The sequence below is a fragment of the Streptomyces sp. NPDC028907 genome (genome assembly GCF_055564995.1).
The window spans coordinates 899,884-917,930 of sequence record NZ_JBVHVE010000001.1 but is presented as its reverse complement, the minus strand read 5'-3'; the positions used below and the strand labels follow the sequence as shown (position 1 = coordinate 917,930).

Annotated in this window: 16 protein-coding genes; 10 read left to right on the top strand and 6 right to left on the bottom strand. The window is 66.6% G+C overall.

All coding sequences use genetic code 11. From position 1 onward, the window contains the following. The first annotated feature begins 120 nt into the window (after positions 1 to 120). A complete protein-coding gene (locus tag ACZ4UU_RS04075; RefSeq protein ID WP_468036325.1) occupies positions 121 to 7,014 on the top strand; it encodes an RHS repeat-associated core domain-containing protein in 6,894 nt (2,297 codons plus the stop codon). A 60-nt stretch (positions 7,015 to 7,074) separates the two neighbouring features. After that, a complete protein-coding gene (locus ACZ4UU_RS04070; RefSeq protein ID WP_468036324.1) occupies positions 7,075 to 7,686 on the top strand; it encodes a suppressor of fused domain protein in 612 nt (203 codons plus the stop codon). Between the two features lie 83 nt (positions 7,687 to 7,769). Here ACZ4UU_RS04070 and ACZ4UU_RS04065 read toward each other — a convergent pair whose 3' ends face one another. The 3 genes from ACZ4UU_RS04065 to ACZ4UU_RS04055 are packed head-to-tail and all read right to left on the bottom strand — an operon-like array spanning position 7,770 to position 10,468. Beyond that, positions 7,770 to 8,987: a tyrosine-type recombinase/integrase gene (locus ACZ4UU_RS04065; RefSeq protein ID WP_468036421.1), complete on the bottom strand. Its 1,218-nt coding sequence runs from the start codon at positions 8,985 to 8,987 to the stop codon at positions 7,770 to 7,772. A 43-nt stretch (positions 8,988 to 9,030) separates the two neighbouring features. Next, positions 9,031 to 9,213, bottom strand: coding sequence for a helix-turn-helix domain-containing protein (locus ACZ4UU_RS04060; RefSeq protein ID WP_376628963.1), 183 nt, complete (start codon positions 9,211 to 9,213; stop codon positions 9,031 to 9,033). Next, positions 9,206 to 10,468: a replication initiator gene (locus ACZ4UU_RS04055; protein WP_468036323.1), complete on the bottom strand. Its 1,263-nt coding sequence runs from the start codon at positions 10,466 to 10,468 to the stop codon at positions 9,206 to 9,208. Before ACZ4UU_RS04055 ends, ACZ4UU_RS04060 begins: the two co-directional genes overlap by 8 nt. Positions 10,469 to 10,474: 6 nt before the next feature. Here ACZ4UU_RS04055 and ACZ4UU_RS04050 point away from each other — a divergent pair, with 6 nt between their 5' ends. Continuing rightward, the gene (locus ACZ4UU_RS04050) at positions 10,475 to 11,002 is read left to right on the top strand and encodes a hypothetical protein (RefSeq protein ID WP_468036322.1); all 528 of its coding nucleotides are present in this window, start codon (positions 10,475 to 10,477) and stop codon (positions 11,000 to 11,002) included. 70 nt (positions 11,003 to 11,072) lie between these two features. Here the strand turns inward: ACZ4UU_RS04050 and ACZ4UU_RS04045 are convergent, their stop codons facing one another. Then, positions 11,073 to 11,795 (bottom strand): GntR family transcriptional regulator, encoded by a 723-nt coding sequence (locus ACZ4UU_RS04045; RefSeq protein WP_381250086.1) that lies wholly within the window; start codon positions 11,793 to 11,795, stop codon positions 11,073 to 11,075. A gap of 156 nt (positions 11,796 to 11,951) precedes the next feature. Here ACZ4UU_RS04045 and ACZ4UU_RS04040 point away from each other — a divergent pair, with 156 nt between their 5' ends. From ACZ4UU_RS04040 to ACZ4UU_RS04010, 7 genes are all read left to right on the top strand, one after another. Beyond that, positions 11,952 to 12,149, top strand: coding sequence for a hypothetical protein (locus ACZ4UU_RS04040; RefSeq protein ID WP_468036321.1), 198 nt, complete (start codon positions 11,952 to 11,954; stop codon positions 12,147 to 12,149). After that, on the top strand, positions 12,146 to 12,376 hold the full coding sequence (locus tag ACZ4UU_RS04035; RefSeq protein WP_468036320.1) for a DUF7848 domain-containing protein: 231 nt from the start codon (positions 12,146 to 12,148) through the stop codon (positions 12,374 to 12,376). Before ACZ4UU_RS04040 ends, ACZ4UU_RS04035 begins: the two co-directional genes overlap by 4 nt. Positions 12,377 to 13,055: 679 nt before the next feature. Then, positions 13,056 to 13,484 carry a hypothetical protein gene (locus ACZ4UU_RS04030; RefSeq protein ID WP_468036319.1) on the top strand — a complete coding sequence of 143 codons (429 nt, stop codon included), beginning with the start codon at positions 13,056 to 13,058 and terminating at the stop codon, positions 13,482 to 13,484. 206 nt (positions 13,485 to 13,690) lie between these two features. Further along, positions 13,691 to 13,900 carry a hypothetical protein gene (locus tag ACZ4UU_RS04025; protein ID WP_468036318.1) on the top strand — a complete coding sequence of 70 codons (210 nt, stop codon included), beginning with the start codon at positions 13,691 to 13,693 and terminating at the stop codon, positions 13,898 to 13,900. Positions 13,901 to 14,735: 835 nt separating this feature from the next. Beyond that, on the top strand, positions 14,736 to 15,215 hold the full coding sequence (locus tag ACZ4UU_RS04020; protein ID WP_468036317.1) for a hypothetical protein: 480 nt from the start codon (positions 14,736 to 14,738) through the stop codon (positions 15,213 to 15,215). Positions 15,216 to 15,462: 247 nt separating this feature from the next. Then, the gene (locus tag ACZ4UU_RS04015) at positions 15,463 to 15,846 is read left to right on the top strand and encodes a winged helix-turn-helix domain-containing protein (protein ID WP_468036316.1); all 384 of its coding nucleotides are present in this window, start codon (positions 15,463 to 15,465) and stop codon (positions 15,844 to 15,846) included. 844 nt (positions 15,847 to 16,690) lie between these two features. After that, a complete protein-coding gene (locus tag ACZ4UU_RS04010) occupies positions 16,691 to 16,918 on the top strand; it encodes a hypothetical protein (RefSeq protein WP_468036315.1) in 228 nt (75 codons plus the stop codon). Between the two features lie 52 nt (positions 16,919 to 16,970). On the opposite strand, the gene ACZ4UU_RS04005 is transcribed toward ACZ4UU_RS04010, so the two are convergent. Both ACZ4UU_RS04005 and ACZ4UU_RS04000 read right to left on the bottom strand, forming a co-directional pair. Beyond that, a complete protein-coding gene (locus ACZ4UU_RS04005; protein ID WP_468036314.1) occupies positions 16,971 to 17,213 on the bottom strand; it encodes a DUF397 domain-containing protein in 243 nt (80 codons plus the stop codon). Next, complete coding sequence (locus ACZ4UU_RS04000; protein WP_468036313.1) at positions 17,210 to 18,031, bottom strand: helix-turn-helix domain-containing protein; 822 nt, start codon at positions 18,029 to 18,031, stop codon at positions 17,210 to 17,212. The genes ACZ4UU_RS04005 and ACZ4UU_RS04000 overlap by 4 nt, the downstream gene beginning before the upstream one ends. Positions 18,032 to 18,047 lie beyond the last annotated feature (16 nt).

The window sequence follows — 18,047 nt, the reverse complement described above, 5'->3', positions numbered from 1 at the left end:
GTCCTTTCCACCGTGACAAGCGCGCTTTTAATGTCCGGGTTGCCCGCAATTCCGGCGCAGGCGGCGGAGGGTGTTTCGCTGCCGGACAAGCAAGAGCTGGCCCATGTGTCAGGGAAATCCGTGCAGCTACGTCCCCAGAAGCACGCGGACGAGACCCAGAAACGCGCCTGGAAGAAGGCGCCGAGTGTCGTCTGGCCCAAGCCTGGCACCTCTGCTGTGGACCTTCCGCAGGCGGTCGGCGCACGCACCGCACAAGGCGCTCCGGGCAAGCAGGGCACCAAGGTGCGGGCTGGAACACTCCCGGTACGTATCGCAGCAGGACCCAAGCCGTCCGCCAAGGGCAATACCGGTGCGTCCGCGACCCAGGACCCGATGCGCGCCAAGGTGACGATGCGGGACCGCAAGGCCGCCATGCGGGCCGGCGTCGACGGGGTACTGCTCACGGTGGAGCGCGCCGACACCGCCGCCGGTTCGGCCCCCCTTGAGGTGGAACTGGACTACACGGGCTTCCGTAACGCCTACGGCGGCGGTTGGGGTTCGCGGTTGAAGTTCCTCGCGCTGCCCGCGTGTGTGCTCACGGATCCGGCTGCTGCGAAGTGCCAGGCCCGCACGCCCGTCGTCACCGAGAACGATGTGGCCACCGGCACGCTGAAGGCCCACATCCAGCTGCCGGCGGTGACCGCCGACGGCACAGCGGGCTCCCCGGTGGTGCTCGCCGCCACCGCCGGCGCGCAGGGGGCCAAGGGCGACTACCGGGCCACATCGCTGTCCGCGTCCGGATCGTGGCAGGGGGGCGGTTCCTCGGGCGGCTTCTCATGGTCGTACCCCATGGAGGTGCCCGCCTCCCTGGGCGGGCCGGGACCAGCCCTGGCGCTCTCGTACTCCTCCGCCGCCGTGGACGGCCGTACCTCCGCCTCGTCCCAGCAGGCCTCCTGGGTCGGTGACGGCTGGGACCTGGGATCGAACTTCGTCGAGCGGACCTTCGTACCGTGTGCGAACGACCGGAAGAAGAGTGGGTACAACAACCCCGATCAGGCCACCGGCGACCTGTGTCAGGGCCCGCCCATGGTCACGATGTCGCTGAACGGGGCCTCCACCCAGCTCGTCCTGGACGACGAGACCAAGAAGTGGCGCCCGGCCAGTGACGACGGCTCGAAGGTCGACCTCGTCTCCGACACCATCGATGGTGTGGCCCGTCAGTACTGGCGTGTGACCACCACCCAGGGCATGCAGTACTACTTCGGACTGAACCTGCTCCCGGAGTGGAAGGCCGACAAGGCGCAGACCAACTCCGCCTGGAAGGTGCCCGTCTACGGCAACCATCCCGGAGAGGACTGCTACAAGGCGTCCTACGCCGACTCGGTGTGCGACCAGGTGTGGCGCTGGAACCTCGACTACGTCGTGGATCCCCGGGGCAACGCCATGACCTACTGGTACAAGAAGGAAGGCAACCACTACGGCTCCAACGCCCAAAAGGACGGCAAGTCCACCAACCGCGGCTACGACCGCGGCGGCTGGCTCGAGCGCATCGACTACGGCCTGCGCAACACCGACCTGTTCGCAGCGGCGCCCGCCCGGGTGTCCTTCACCGTCGCCGAACGCTGCGTCAGGACCGATGCCTTCGACTGCGCCGAGGACAAGCTGACGCCGGAGGCCACCTGGGAGGTGGCCCGCAACTGGCCCGACGTGCCGGCCGACCAGCTGTGCGCCAAGGGCAAGGACTGCAAGGACCGCTATTCCCCTACCTTCTTCAGCCGCAAACAGCTGACCGCGGTGACGACCGAGGTCCTCAAGAGCGGCAAGCACGAGCCGGTGGACACCTGGAAGCTGACGCAGAACTTCCCGCCCACCGGGGACGGCGGAGTCGACGGCGACTACCCACTGTGGCTCGCCAAGATCCAGCACACCGGCAAGAACGGCCCCGACAGCACACCCGTCACCATGCCTGCGGTCACCTTCACCGGCAAGCAGCTGCCGAACCGGGTCGACGACAACACCGACGGCAATCCGCCCTACCTGCGTTGGCGCATCGAGCAGGTCCACACCGAGACGGGCGGTGTCATCGGCGTCGAATACCTGCCTACGGAGTGCAGTGCGCAGAGTGACCCGAAGAAGCTGCCTGCCTCGCCCGAGACGAACACCATGCGCTGCTACCCGGTGGTGGTCGAGTCCGCGGACCCGACCGACCCGACCGGAATGAAGCGCATCTACTCCACCGACTGGTTCCACAAGCACGTCGTGGCCAAAGTCCGCGAACAGGACAAGAACGACCTGTCCACGGCCAAGGAAGTCGCCTACGAGTACGTGGGCAAGCCCGCCTGGGCGTGGGACGACGACAGCGAGATGCTCAGCGAGAAGGCCCGCACCTGGAACCAGTGGCGCGGCTACCAGAAGGTCCGCACCCTCCAAGGCATCGCCCCGGACAAACGCTCCATGGTGGAGAACGTCTACTACCGCGGCATGCACGGCGACAGACTGCCGTCCGCCACCGACGGCAAACGGGCCGTTCAGATCACCGACTCCGAGGGCGGCACGACCGACGACCTGGAACAGTACGCGGGCCAGGTCCGTGAAACCCTCTATTACAATGGTGAGGGTGGACCGCTGCAGTCCGCCACGCTCTACAGCCCCGGCCGCCAGGGCCCCACGGCCACCCGTAAGCGGACCGACGGCGCCGAGCCCCTCGAAGCATGGGTGAGCACCCCGGCCAAGACCGCCTCGCGCACTGTCCTGTCCGACGGGCGCGGACAGCGTCGCACCGCCGTCGAGCACACTTACGGCTCCTATGGTCTGGTCAAGGAGACCACTGACCGCGGCGACCTCTCCAAGAGCGACGACGACACCTGCACCCGCTACGAGTACCTGACCGGCTCGGCTACCTGGATGCCGGCGCTGCAGACCCGCATCGAGACCCTCGCCAAAGCATGCGACGCCACCGGCATCGCGCGTCCCGCGGACGTCGTCTCCGACATCCGCGTCCACTACGACGACAAGGGCAACGTCATCAAAGGCGAGTCCCTTTCCTCGTACGAGGGGTCCACGCCGAAGTACACCCTGACCGGCGAAACCACCGTAGACGCCTACGGCCGTCCCACCTCGGTCACCGATGTCTACGGCAAGACGACCACCATGGCCTACGCGCCGGCCGCCGGTTCGATCGCCACAAAGATCACCACGACGAACACCCTCGGCCACGGCAGCACGGTCGAACTCGACGCCGGCCGGGGCATGATCCTGGCCGAGGAGGACACCAACAAGCGCCGCACTTCCATGGAGTACGACGCACTCGGACGCCTGACCAAGACCTGGTCGCCCGACCGCGACCCGGCCACCACCATCCCCGACGCCGAGTTCGACTACGACGTGCGCTCCGACGGCCGCCCGACAGTCATCACCAACAAGAGGCTGCTCGAGAACGGCACCTACCGCACCAGCTACGACCTCTACGACGGCATGCTGCGGCTGATCCAGACTCAGCAGAAGGCCCTCGACGGAGGCCGTGTCGTCACCGACACCTTCTACGACAGCCGCGGCCTGGTCTGGAAGGAGAACGGCGCCTACTTCAACAGTTCCGCCCCCGAACCCGAGTTGTTCGACGCCAACGACAACGAGATCCCCTCATCCACGCGCACCGACTACGACGGCATGGGCCGCCCGGTAGCGACCGTCTCCCGCAAACTCGGCCAGGAGACCTGGCGCACGACCACCACCTACGGCGGTGACTGGATCGCCGTCGACCCGCCCCAGGGCGACACTCCGACCAAGTCCCTGATCGACGCCCAGGGCCGCAAGACCCAGCTGCAGCAGTTCAAGGGGTCCTCCCCAACCGGTGCCTACGACGCCATCAACTATCGGTACGACCGCAAGGGTCGCCTGGAATCGGTGACCGACCAGGGCGGCAACACCTGGGGTTACAAGTACGACCTGCGCGGACGTCTCCATGAGACGACCGACCCGGACAAGGGCACGACGACCACCGTCTTCGACAAGGGTGACCGTGTACTGACCGTCACGAACAACAAGAAGACCATCGCCTTCGCCTACGACGCGCTGGGCCGGGTCACCGCCACCCACGACACCACGCTGGACGGCACCAGACTCACCGAGCAGACCTACGACAGCCTGCCCGGCGCGGTCGGACTGCCCGTCGCCTCCACCCGCTACATCGACGGCGCCGCCTACACCCAGGCCATCACCGGGTACGACACCGAATACCGCCCCACCGGCACGAAGATCACCATCCCGGCCGAGGAAGGCAAACTCGCCGGCGAGTACCTCTACACGAACTACTACAGCAAGACCGTCGGCCAGCCGATCGCCCAGATCCAGCCGGCCGCAGGCGGCTTCCCCCGGGAACGCGTCAGCACCGGCTACAACGGCCTGGACCAGATCACCACCATGGCGGTGGCCGGAAAGACGTTCGTCGCCTCTACCGAATACAGCCCCCTCGGTGACCTGCTGCGCACCCGGGTCGGCCCGGCCGGCCAGCAGCTCATCTCCAGCTACGAGTTCGACGAGCAGACCCGCCGCCCCACCCGCACCGTCCACGACCAGGAGACCGGCACCACCAGCACCACCAGGATCAGCGACACCACCACCGCCTACGACCCCACTGGCAACATCCTCAGGATCAAGGACGCCCAGGGGCCCAACCCCACCGCGGCCACCACCGACACCCAGTGCTTCGCCTACGACTACCAGCGGCGCATGACCGAAGCCTGGACCGCCACCGACGACTGCGCCGCCAAGCCCGCCACCACCCAGCCCAGCGGCGGCCCCAAGGTCGGCGGCCCGGACCCGTACTGGACCTCCTACACCTTCGACGCGGTCGGCAACCGCAAGACCGAGCACCAGCACAACCCCACCGGCGACACCACCAAGGACGTCAAGCGCACCTACACCTACGAAACCGGAGCCACCACCAGCCGGCTCGGCAGCGTTAACACCACCGGCCCCGAGGGACAGCGAACCGACACCTACCACTACGACAGCGCCGGCAACACCATCCAGCGCGCCGTCATGGGCGCCACCCAGAACCTCGACTGGGACCTTGAAGGCCATCTCAAGTCCGTCACCGAGGGCGACAAGACCACCGAGTACGTGTACGACGCGGGCGGGAACCGGCTCATCCGCCGCGACCCCACCGGAACCACGCTCTACCTCCCCGGCACCGAGGTTCGCCTCGACAAAGCCACCTCAACGCTGAAGGGCACCCGCTACTACCAGCACCCGGCTGGGCCCGTCATGGTCCGCACCGCACAAGCAGGCGAGATCACCACCTCTTACTTGCTCAGCGACCGCAACGGCACCGCCACCACCGCCGTGGACGCCAGTACCAAGGCCGTCACCCGCCGCAAGTTCACCCCCTTCGGCGAAGCCCGCGGCACCACACCCTCACTGTGGCCCGGAGAGAAGGGCTTCGTCGGCGGCACCCTCGACGAATCCACCGGCCTGACCCACCTCGGCGCCCGTGAATACGATCCGGCACTCGGACGGTTCATCTCCGTCGACCCCCTCATGGACACCGCCGACTCCGCGGCCCTCCACCCCTACGCCTACGCCGGCAACAGCCCGATCACCTTCTCCGACCCCACCGGCCTGCGCCTGGCAGACTGCGCTGGCGGCTGGAACGAGTGCGGCCCCGGCCCCGTACACACCGGAGGCGGCGGAGGCGGCGGCAATAGCGGTGGCGACAGCTACATACCGCCGCCACCTGCTCCCCCCACCCGGACCGTCAGCGAGTCCGACGTCAAGCAAGCCAACTGGGTCAAGACCCAACGACCTGTAGACGTGGCCCTGCGGGTGGCCAAAGAAGTGCTCAAGGACGTCAGCGGCTACAACGACATCAAGGCATGCCTCGGCGGTGACCTCCTCACCTGCGGCATGCTCGCCGCCGAAGCCGTACTCCCCTGGGCAGGCAAAGCCAAACGCATCGTCAAGGCACTGGACAGGGCCTGGAGCGCCTACCGCAAGTGGGGAGACGAGGTCAAATGGGCCACCGGCGTGCTGCGCCGCTCCGAAGCAGACGCCAAAGCCATGGCCAAGTACGCCGAGGACTATGCCGACTGGAGGAAACAGGCCGACGCCGCCAAGGCAGCGAAGAAAGCCGAGGAAGCAAAAGCCGCGGCAGCGAAGAAGACTGGCGACAGCGGAGGATCGAGCCCCGGCAACGGCGGTAGCGGCGCAGCCGCCTCCTGCACCAAAAACAGCTTCACCCCCGACACCGGTGTCCTGATGGCCGACGGCACCACCAAGCTCATCAAGGACATCAAACCCGGCGACAAGGTCCTCGCCACCGACCCGGAAACCGGCACAACCGAAACCAAGACCGTCTCCGCCGCCATCATCGGCAAGGGCGAGAAGCACCTCGTCAAGGTCACGATCGACACCGACGGCCACAACGGCACCCGGACCGAGACCGTCACCGCTACCGACGGCCACCCCTTCTGGGTCCCCCAACTCCGCGAATGGCTCCGCGCCGACCAACTCAAGGCCGACACCTGGCTCCAGACCGGCAGTGGCACTCACGTCCAGATCACCGCGGTCCGGGCCTGGACCGCAACCAACGCCATCGTCCATAACCTCACTGTCACCGACATTCACACGTACTATGTGCTGGCGGGTGCCACTCCCGTCCTCGTCCATAACTGCGGAGAGACCGTTCTCTACCGCTCACCGGCCGAAGGAAAGCGAGCGAGTGAGGCGCGGGGTCTCAATGCGGATAATCACTCAGGCCCTCATCCCACTGCTTACCTCTCCAACAAGCCGGAGGGTGCCGCACAGTATGCCGGAAACGGGCATGACATGGGATTCCATCGGTTTGTGATGAAGCCGGGGTTCCGGGAAGCCTTCGGGGATCTCGAATTTGAGTTGCCGAACAAGAATGGTGTTATCGGTCTAACCGAATGGAGAATTCCGGCCGGTAGGATCGAGGAGTTCAACTCATACATCGATCACAGCAAGACCCAGTGGTGGGATGCCGCCTTGGGGCACTTCTATCCACCGGCTGGATAGTAAAAGAGAGTAGTGGGGTGGGTGCTGCCGCGCGTGAGGCCGGCAGCACCCACCTGTTTCATGATCAGTGCTTACTCAGGGGGCATGATGGCTGTCCGTGACACGCTTGACCGGTTCGATCGATACTGTGAGCTTCTCTCTGCGCTCACCGGTGTGGAGCCCGTCATCAGCGATGTTGAACCGCGGGTGAGAGGGGACGGGCCGGTTCGGGCCATCTCATACATCGGAACACCGGAGCCCGGATATGTTACGGGTTTCACCTACGGACTCTCCCTATCCAGTCATCCAGATTGGGGGACAAAGGGGCGTGAACTGTGCGTCACCGTCCGCTCTGGTGACGTCGAATGGTCCCAGGTTCCCGCAAGGGTGGTTGCCGCATTGCGGGGCATCTGCCCCTTTAATCCGGGGCAAGTTCTCGGTTATAAGGAGCCCTATGTTGCAGGTTCTTCCATGAATAGCATCGTCTTGGCTGAACCCGCCGTTGAGCTTGGATCGGGGCCCCTCAATCTGGGTGACATTGAGGGTGGCGCGAGAATGCTGGATCTGGTCGAAGTTGTCGGCGCCTATCCGATTCATTCATCGGAGCGGGAGTTTGCTTACTCGCATGGATTTGACGCGCTTTGGAGCCTGGCGTGGGATCGCTTCGACCCCGCGCGTGCTCCGGTAGCTTAATGATCCTGGATAACACCTCAGAGGCCCCGCTGAAACTTCCAGCGGGGCCTCTGAGGTGTTTGACGGCAACGGTGACGGCAACGTCAGCGGACAACGGCTGCGGTACGTGGGCCGTCAGGGTCGTCGTTCTGGCCGAGGGCGTGGCCGAGGGTGTCGATGGCTTGGCGTTGGAGGCGGAGCCGTACGTGGGCGTAGACGCCGGCTGTGACGCCGATGTGAGCGTGTCCCAACAACTCCTTGATCACGACGAGGTCGACGCCTTGCTCTAGGAGCAGGGTGGCGGTCGAGTGGCGGAGGTCGTGGAAGCGGATGCGCCGGAGCCCGGCCCGGTCGAGGAATCCGCGGAAGCGGCGGGTGAGGTTGGCAGGGTCGAGAGGGTTGCCAGTCGGGGTGGTGAAGATGAGACCGCGCTCTCTCCAATCCAGTCCCGCTGTCTCGCGCTCGTTGTTCTGCCGCTCCTGGTGCTTCTTGAGACTGTGGATGCATTCGGTCGGGAGCGCGATGCGTCGTTCGGAGGCGCGGGTCTTGGTGGGCAAGTGGGTGAGGCCGCTGGTGCGGGTGCGCTGGAGGGAACGGCGGATACTGGCCGTTCCTGTGCTGAGGTCGAGGTCTTCCCAGCGGAGGCCGAGGAGTTCGCCTTTGCGGAGCCCAGTGCGCAGGGCGAGTTCGTAGAGGGCATGCAGCCGGTCGGCGCGGGCCGCGTCGAGGAAGTGGCGGGCTTCGGTCGCAGTGAGGGGCTGGTATCGCCTGGGCCGGGGTGTGGTGGTTTTGACGTTGCGGGCGACGTTGCGGGGCAGTTCGTCTTCGCGGACAGCATGTTCCAGTGCCGACTTGAGGACCGAGTGCACGTAGGTCACGGTCGAGGGAGACAGCCGCTTCTGGCAGCAGTCGCCAATCGCGCAGCACTGCTTCTGTTCGTTGTCGAGTCCCTGGGTGCAGCACTGGCATGTGGTGCGGAGCCGGTCAAGGAAGGTGCGGACGTCCTTCGCGGTCAGCCGGGCGATCTTCTTGGTGCCGAGGCCGGGGATGAGGTGGAGGCGGATACAGGTGGCGTAGCGGGTGTGGGTGTTCTCGCGGAGCCGGTGGGCGGCGACGCTGCCGAGCCAGTAGGTGAGGTAGTCGCCGACGGTGCTGTCTGCGGTGGCGACGGGTAGACCGCGGTTGCTGTCGGCGATCTTCTCGGTGAGTTTGTCGGCGGCTTCCCTCCGTGTGCTGCCGTAGACGCGGACGCGCTTGCTGGTGCTGTCGGCGGCGAGGACGTAGCCAGCGGCTTCCCAGCGGCCGTCCTTGCGCTGGTAGATGGTGCCTTCGCCGTTCGCACGCGTCTTCTTCGGGGAGCGGTCATCAGGCGGCCTCTTCCAGGTGGCGCTGGACGTAGTCGTCCAGGGCGTGGGCGGGGATGCGGCGGGCGCGGCCGATGGTCAGTGAGGCCAGGCGTCGGGTGCGCAGGAGGTCGTAGAGGGCGGAGCGGCCGATCTTGAGGCGGGCCATGGCCTCGGGGACGGTGAGGAGTTCGTCATCACGCACCTCCTGTCACCGCCTGTTCGCGGGTCGGTCCGCCGCCGATGAGGGTGGCGAGGCGTTCGAGGTCGGGGGTGAGGCCGGTGCCGTCGTAGGCCCAGTAGGCGAGGACGAGGGTGGTCGGTGAGGGTGGTGGGGTGTGGCGCCGGTGCCAGGCGGCGCGGGCGGCCCGGAGGGCACCGAGGGTGGTGGAGTAGGCGCGGGTCTTGGTGGAGAAGTGGCCGCGGAAGCCGAGCATGTGGGCCCACTTGCGCAGGTTCAGGTGTTTGAGGTCGTCGCGGTTGCCCAGTGTCCAGGCGGTGCGGATCATGCGGGCGGCGTGCTCGGGTACGGACTCGAACCAGAGTTCGGTGATCTTCTTCAGGCGGTGGTCGAGGGTGCCGGTGGCAGCTTCGGTGCCTTTGGTGGCGTACTTGGCGACGTATCCGGCGACCTTGCCCTCGGTGATGGCGGTCCCGGCCTGGAAGGAAGTGGACCGGATGACCCGTGTGTCGGTCTGCTTGCCGAATGCGAAGGAGTGGGTGCGATTTTTGAGCGTGGGTCCGTCGATGTGGGCGCGGGTGGCCGCGATCCGGATGGAGTCGGCGAGGAGTTCGGGGGTGGCCCAGGCGGGTGGTGGGGTGTAGGGGCCTGCGGGGCCGTCGAGGCGGATCACGGCGTGGAAGTGGATCAGTCCGCGCTGCTGGTACTCGGCGACTTTGGCGTACGAGACGCGGACGATCTTGTAGAACAGGCGCTGTGGGATACCGGCTGCGGTGGCGATGGTGCGGCGCAGGTGGAGCATGAAGCGGGCCCACAGGGCGGGGGCATGGGCGTTCCACAGCACGGCGCCGGTGTAGTCGTATCGCTCGGGGTCGAGCGGGGTGCCGAGGAGCGGGTCGTCCTTGGTGTGGGCGCGTCCGCAGCGGCAGCGGGAGGAGCCGCCGGTTCGTCGTCCGTGGACCGGTCCGTATGAGGGTGCGGTGAGAGTGGCGAAGACGCGGGGGTGGGTGGTGACCTGTTCGGGGATGTTCTTGCCGCCGCGCAGTCCGGCGGCGATGAGGTGGTAGGTGTCCTGGCGGTAGAGCTCGGCGCAGGAGGGGCAACGGGTGGTGCGGCGGTTGCCGCAGCGGACCAGGAGGTGTCCGGCGGGAAGTTCCTTGGACTTCAGTTCGCGCAGGATCTCGCCGGTGAAGGCGTCGATCTCGGTGCGCTGGCCTTCGAGCCGGATCGGCTGGGCGCAGCCACCCAGGGAGGACAGCTGCCGGACCAGGCCGAGCACTACGCGGTGCCGCTGAACGTGGTCACCAACGCCATTGCCCTGCTGGCCGGCAACTTCCTGCTGCGGTTCCCCGGCGAGCTGCCTGGTGACGAGGTCTACGTACGCGACTGGGACGACCACGGCTTCGCCACCCAGCTCATCCACGGCCGCCTGGTCCGCAAGATCAGGGACGGCTCACTGTCCAGGGGCGCCACGCTGACCGTGGACGAGGTAGTAGACGCGATCGGAGGCGACGCCGAAGCAGCCGACCAGGCCCTGACCTTCCTCGCCCTGGAGGGCAGGGTCAAGAAGATCCACGAGACCAGAGGATCGCATCGGGAAGTCGCATACGTCGTCCTGGGCGGCGAGTTCGGCACCGAAGTACCGGTCACCGTCCAACCAGTGGACAAGCCGGCCGAGGCATCCGACATCCCGGCGAAGGAGTTCCCGACCGCCGGGGTTGCGGATCTGGCCTACAAGCTGGAACGGGCCCTGGAGCGGATCGAGGAGCTGGAGGAGCGCGTCGAACGTCTCGAAGGTCGCGACGGCAACTGAGACAGGCACGAGAACGACGGCGTCCCCGAAGGCCGCAGGCTGGCATTCGGGGACGCTTCGCGTTGACCGGTCAGGGCTGGTACTCGTAGCCGATGGTGAACCGGGGCGGCAGACACCACTCCCCGTACTCGATGATCCCTTCCGCATCCGACCAGCGGTGGGCGCCGGCCAGGATCGGGGCGCCGACCGGCAGCCCCAGTGCGCTCGCCTCGCGGGCATCGGCGGGGCGGGCGTGCATGTCGTCACGGGCGTGGGTGATCGTGCGCCCGGTGGCTTCCAGGACCCGGGCGGACAATCCGTGATTGCGGCCCGGGGCGGTGTTCAGCAGGTCCGGTACGAGGGCGGCGAACGGGGCCGGGTACCAGGTGACGGCGAACACGGTCCGGGTCTTGCCCCGTCCGGCCAGCCACTCTCGACGGACCACCTGATCCCCGGGTTCCAGGTCGAAGATCTCCGCGACGTACAGCGGCGGGATGATCAGCTCGGCGGCCGTCACCCGGCTTGTCTCGCCCTCGGCGAGGAATGACTTCACCCTCTGGACCCGGGCCAGGCGGTCCCGCGCCGACAGCGTCCAGCGTGGATCGTCGGCGACGTAGGTGCCTCGGGGGGTCGTACGGATGAAGTTCTCCACCTGGAGGGCCTGCAAGGCGCGGGAGACGGTGGCGGCCGCGGCCTGCCACTGGCCGGCGATCTCCCGGTTGGTCGGCAGCTTGGCGCCAGGCTCAAGCTCTCCCGACAGGATGCGCTCCCGGAAGTGATCCGCGATCTTCGTGAACGTCTTGGGACTGGGCATAAGGCGTGCCCCTCAGTTGAGTTGACGTGCTGTCAGTGAGAGCACACTAGTGCACTGCGAACCGTAGCGGGAGTGCTTCGGCCACTCGAATACTGAACTAGAGCACCGGCCTGTCAAGAGGTCGGCCATGTGACGTTCGAGAGGTGGCGATGTGCAGTGACGGAGCCGACCAGGTACTCGACCCCGCCAGTTGAACTCCCCTTGCGCCTGGAGCTGGAGCCGGTACCCGTTGAGGGCTGCGCGGGGTGCGCGGAGCTGGCCAACGTACGCGATCGAGCCCGCATGGTCGGTGACATGACCACCGTCAGCGACTGCAACGTCTACATGCAACGCCACCCGGAGGGCCATCAGTGAGCCCCCGCGCGGTCTACCGGCACATCACTCACACCATCCGCCACGCGCCCGAGGGCGGCATCACCTACGAGGCATTCTGCGTCACGGCTGGCTGCGACGCAGAATCCGGCCCCCACGACGAGCAAGAGGCCGCACAGGACTGGGCACTCCGCCACACCGGACGCACAGGCCATGACCTGTTCAGACGAGTCGTTACCGACCACGCCAAGGTCATGCGTGCCGAGTAGACCCCATCGGCAGCCGTAGCAGTACCCACCACCCGCAGGTCATCGCACAAGGCCGGCAGCCCAGCCGGACGCTCAACCGACAGCCAGGGCATACCGCCGAAGCGGGATGCGTCCAAACTTTCTTTACGTCTTCAAGGCGACCCGCTGACGCGTGTCGCGCGCGGCACGGCCGCCCACCCGGCCCGCTCTCGGCTCCGCCACCGCGGGCCGGCCAGCGACCAGGCCGCGCAGAAACAGCGCAGCGCAGTGCCGGAAGCGCGGAAGAAGCCGGACGCGCCCGCACGGGAGCGCCAGACCGACGGCGAGGCGACGGGAGGGAGTTGGCCGGGGCGAAGGCCCGGAGGTGGGGCCGGTCGACTCCGTGGGCTTTACCCACCTCCCCGGGCCGGGGCCCGCGTCGGGCAAGGCCAGGGGGCCACTCGTTCAAATTCCGGGCAGGATCACGACCTGCCCGAGTTGCCGGGCCAGCGTACGGCCCCCTGACCATGCCCGACCCCAACCCGGGCAGGACACCGGCCAAAGCCCACTCCACCGACCTCACGCACGTAGCCGTCTGACGGCAACGCCGACGGCAACACGGGCGTACAACAGGGCACTTCTACGCACGCCCCCGGACCGGCCGGAATTCGCTGACCAGCAAAAATGCAGGTGACGCCCGCCCGGCGAGCACACGTACTATGTGCTGGCGGGGGCTACGTCGGTCCTGGTCCACAATTGCGGTCCGAGTGGGGTCGAAGAAAAGGCAGGCGGCAATACATGGACGTCTGACTTGAGTCATGTGACAGGGAAGACGGCTGCCTCGCGGAATCGCGCCATCGAAGCTGTGATCGCCGAGGACTTCCCCAGTCTCCGGTTCACCCACCAGCCCGTATACAGCCCTTGGGTTAGCACGGGAATAGCGAGGCCGAATGGTGGAACGCAGATCGGCGCAGAGTCTTTCGTGAGCAGGGCAGAGCTTCGCGATAGCCTGGTACACGAAGAGCTGCACCACCGATGGTTCAGTCGCGGCATACCAGCGGGCACTCGTCATCCGCGTGATGGATCGGGTCTGTCGCCGCGCTTCTATGGAATCATCGCGCGATACAAGTCCATCAGAGGTTGGGAATGAGTGAACAAGCTGCGAAGCTCTCCGGTCCGTGCGGCGGGTGTGGCGAGCCCTGCACGGGGTGGGCAGTGCAACTGACGAGGGGTGGTCGGCTTCGGTGGGAGGTTGAGTGGGCTTGTGATGCCTGCGGAATTTCGCATCATGGCGCCTGGGGTACAGCTCCGGTGGAGGTCCGCAGTGAAATCTTGGCGCAGCATGGCCCGTACTGCGTGAAGCTGACCGACAGGGAATATCGCGGCGGGGGGATCCTGAAGGCGTTTCGTGGTGCATTCGATCTCTCTATTCGCGAGGCCCAGGAGTCATCCCAAAAGCTGAAGCGGCGTGGGTACGAAGGTACGTACGTAGAATCGCATTTCCTTTCGGATCTATTGCAGAAGGAAGGGGTCTTCAACGAGGTTTCCCCTGGTGCATGCGAGTGATCGCCGTAGGTCCGAACAATGGCGCCCGCTGAATCGCAGCCAATGGGTGGGAATGTCTCGGTCCGTGATTCGGTAATCAGGTCTTGCGGGTGACAGCGCTTATTGTTCAGGTTCCACAGAAGCCCCGTCAGGCTTTGCCTGGCGGGGCTTTTGTGTGGTGTGACGGCAGTAGTTGACGGCAACGTCAGCGGACGAGTGAGGCGCAGGGCGGCGGTTCGTCGCCGTTGCCGCTGGCCGTCTCGGTTGGCTCCGTGCTGTCGAGTGCGGTGCCGAGGGTGTCGATGGCGCGTCGCGCTGGAGGCGGAGTCGGACGTGGGCGTAGACGGTGGCGGTGGCGCCGATGTGGGCGTGGCCGAGGACTTCCTTGATCACGACGAGTTCGACGCCCTGCTTAGGTGGTGCCTGTGGCCTCGCGCTGCTGCTGCTCGCGGTGAAGCTTCAGCAGGTGGAGGCAACGGCTGGGAAGGGCGATACGGCGCTCGGAGGCCCGCGTCTTGGTGGGCAGCGTGGTGAGCTTCTTCTTGCCCAGGCCTGGGATGAGGTACCGGTCGACGCAGGTGGTGTAGCGGGTGTGGGTGTTCTCGCGGAGGTGGTGGACGGCGACGTTCTTCCAGCCAATAGGTCAGGTAGGCGGCCACGCCGCCCTGGGGGACGGGGAGGCCGCGGTTGACACCTTCGGCAGGGATACCGGGTTCACCGCGACCAGCGGTGGGGAACACAGGTCGTTCCGCTTGGATACCGACGACAGAATCGGCCCGCACATCAATGTGATGACGGGCAAGGGCGCGTCGGTTCGAGAATGGGCGATAAGGTTCCCTGGAGGGAGTATTTCGACGTGGTTGAGGCGGAACGTATGACCGGCGGTAGTTCTTATGGGAGTCATCCGGAATACCTTCCGGACTTCATGAACGACCCCCGTGACGATGACGGCCAGCAGGTGGTGAAGCTGGATCTCGCCGAGAACCGCGCATTGGCGGAAGCGACGCTGAGCAGATTTCCGGCTGCCACCGGCGACGTGATCGACTTCGAGTCCACTCCGTTCGAAGACCGTCTCTGGTGGGACGATGAGGAGCACTGGACGAGGATGGCGGCGGAGCTGCTCTCCTCGTACGTACAGCGGGGTGAGCGGATCGCCGTCATCTGGGGCAACTACCTGATGCCGACTGTGACCATGCCTGCGGATGTCGCGGTGCGACACGTGCGGGACATCCTGGACGCAGGGCCGCACTTCTGGATCCACCCGCTTGGCGGTTCGGTGCTCATCGAATGCCTAATGGATGGACAGGTGACGGTCGTGACGATTCCGTCAGGCTAAGTACAGAACCCGCGAGAACGCCCCGCCGAGGAATCTGCGGGGCGTTCTCGCGGGTTTCCACACGTAACGCTGTATTTGATGTGCCGTTCGCTGATGGGCGAGTTTGCTGGCATCTGCGAGGAGGGGGCGTCACGGGTTTGACGCTGAGGTTGAAAGGGTGGGGTGACAGCGGGCGTTGGCGGTGCTGCATCCTCGTCATGAAGTATGCGGATGGCGACGGTTTGACCGCTCTGGGGCGGGCGAAGCAGTGCGTTTCGAGGCCGCGGAGATGTTCGAGTACGGGGTGCGGCCGCCGGAGGTGGCCCGCAGGTTACGGGTGTCGCGGAAGTCGGCGTACGCCTGGCGCGACGGCGGCAAGCTGGGCCTGGCCTCCAAGGGGCCCGGTGGCATTCCGTGTCAGCTCAACGATGCCCAGGCAGAACGGTGGCAGGCCGATCTGGAGGCCGGCCCTGCGGCGCACGGCTGGAGCGAGGACCAGCGGTGGACCCTGGCGAGGGTCGCGGAGCTGATCCGCCGACTGTTCGGGCACCGGTACACCCCGCGCGGGGTGTCGTATCTGCTGCACCTGCTGGGCTGGTCACCGCAGGTCCCCGCGCACCCGGGCCGTCGAGCGGGACGAGCAGGCCGTTGAGTCGCTCCATGCCCACCGCCTCAGGAGTGCCCCGCCCACACGCTCGACGGGTGCGCGCCGCCCCCGGCCCAGATACACCAGGTTCGAGCCGGTGCCGCATCAAGGGGGTGTCCCACGCCGGTTCCTCGCGTACTCCTCTCCGTCCCGCTAGCCGAACCCGCACCATCTGGCAGTACTGACACGTCCCGGCGTTGTCAGGGCTGCTCCCACCCTCCCCGGCACCACCCGGATCAGGCTGCCCTCAGCTCCACCCTCCCGCTGCGACGGGATCAGCGGTGAAGGTCTCTCACCCCCACTCGAATCACTGCGCCTCAGGGCGCACCCACGACCTCCGCCACACGACCGCCCCCGCTCCTGGAGCAGGGCGTTGACCTCGTCGTCATCAAGGAGCTGAGGGGCGACGCCCACATCGCCAAGCATGGTGCTGCTGGTGCGGCGAGTCTCCGGCGTCGGGCACATGAGCGACGCGCAGCCCGAACCTCCGGCAAACGTCCACACCAGCGCACCAGGTGTTCATGCCGGGGCCCGTCATCCACCGATCCCCGGTCGCCGCCCGCCGTCTTGTCGCCGAAGTGTCCGCCTTGGAAACCGGGTCGCAACAGTCACGTACGCGGTAAGGCGGCAGGTCCCGTGAAGAAGTCGACGTATTCGGTGACCTGGCGGTCACAGCGGTGAAGCCGGCCGCCGGAACGCGTCGTGCGTCGCATCGGTGCGGCTGGCGGTCTCCTCTTCAGGGTGCTTTGATCCTGCGCATGGCCGGAGGCGTCGGAATGAATTCCGGGTCCGGGAATCGGGCAGCTACCGCCGTTATCGCAGTACGTTCACGCGAAGGGAACCGCAGGCTATGAGCTACACCTCTCAGGTTGAGACGGCCGAGATCGCCGACACCGTCCTGGACGACATCTCCGGTGGTCAGGCGGGCGCCGCCGCCGTCGGTCTCGCGGGCTCCCTCTCCGGCAGCGTCGCCGGTCTCTCCGAGACCGTGTCCGCCGTCGCCTGCGCCGACGTCTTCGCGGCGGTTTCGCCGGAGGGCGTCGCGCTGGGCGTGCACGCGCACGCTGCCGCACACTGACGAAACATGTGCAACGGGCCCTGGATCCTTTGATTCCGGGGCCCGATTGGTTTTAGTTCTTCCGGCAGTGCGAGACAAACGCCTCCCAGGGTTCCGGCGCAAGTGCCAGCTGACGCTCCTGCGGGGCCTTGGAGTCCCGGACGTGGATGATGTGGGGGCAGGCGGCGACCTCGACGCAGTCGCCGTCGCCGCCGCTGTAGCTGGACTTGTGCCAGGCGAGGGCCACTTCGACGCAGTCACCGTCGCCGCCGCTGCTGTAGCTGCTCTTGAACCAGGCCAGTTCGCTGGTGTTCATAGCTCTCCTCGCATCCGCTGCAGCAGGCTCACGGAGTCTTCAACGGTGTGAGCCTGCGCGAGCATCCTGGCATATCGCCGTTGGAGGACGCTGACCTCTTTCGCGTCGGAGATGAGCAGGCCACCTCGCTGTCCCTCGCAGTAAGCGAACCACTTGTTCTCCGGGGTTTCCAGGAGCTGCATGGGGCCATCGAGTCCCGCGTGGGTCTCCCGTGCCGTCGGCATGATCTGGATCTCCACGTTACGCAGTTCCGTCATCTCCAGCACGTGGTCGACAAGCGCCCGCGTAACCTCCGCACCGCCCGTTCGCCGCCGGAACAGATGCTCCTCCAGGATGAAAGCGAAGGCCGTGTTCGGCCGCTCCCGCAGCAACCGCTGCCGTTCCGCGCGCGCTACCCACTGCGCCTCGATCTGCTCGTCGCTCAGCGGCGGCAGCTGGTTCGTGAACAGGGTCCGCGCGTACGCCTCGGTCTGCAACAGGCCCGGAATCAACCGGCATTCGTACGTGTACAGCGTGATCGCCGTGGTCTCCAGCTGAGCCCACCGCCGAAACCACGCCGCCAACCCCGGCTGCCGAGCCAGATGCTGAGCCGCCTTCGTCAGCGCCCCGGTGTTCCCCAGCACCGGCTCCGACCGCTCCGGAAACGTCGGATCCGGCATCCTCCGCCCCAACTCAAGCGAAGCCACCGTGTGCTTCGACAAACCCACCCGGTCCCCGAACTCCTCCCTGCTCAACCCCGCGTGCTCCCGCAGGGCCTGTACAACGGCCCCGAACGTCCGCAGACTGTCCGACGACTCCGGCTCACCACACTCGACCAAGGCAGGTCACCTCCCG

What these genes read in the sequence shown, in the direction of transcription:
- ACZ4UU_RS04010 (WP_468036315.1), top strand. Translation starts at nt 16,691, where the DNA reads ATGAGCTACACCTCTCAGGTTGAGACGGCCGAGATCGCCGACACCGTC.
- ACZ4UU_RS04045 (WP_381250086.1), bottom strand. Translation starts at nt 11,795, where the DNA reads ATGCCCAGTCCCAAGACGTTCACGAAGATCGCGGATCACTTCCGGGAG.
- ACZ4UU_RS04005 (WP_468036314.1), bottom strand. Translation starts at nt 17,213, where the DNA reads ATGAACACCAGCGAACTGGCCTGGTTCAAGAGCAGCTACAGCAGCGGC.
- ACZ4UU_RS04070 (WP_468036324.1), top strand. Translation starts at nt 7,075, where the DNA reads ATGATCAGTGCTTACTCAGGGGGCATGATGGCTGTCCGTGACACGCTT.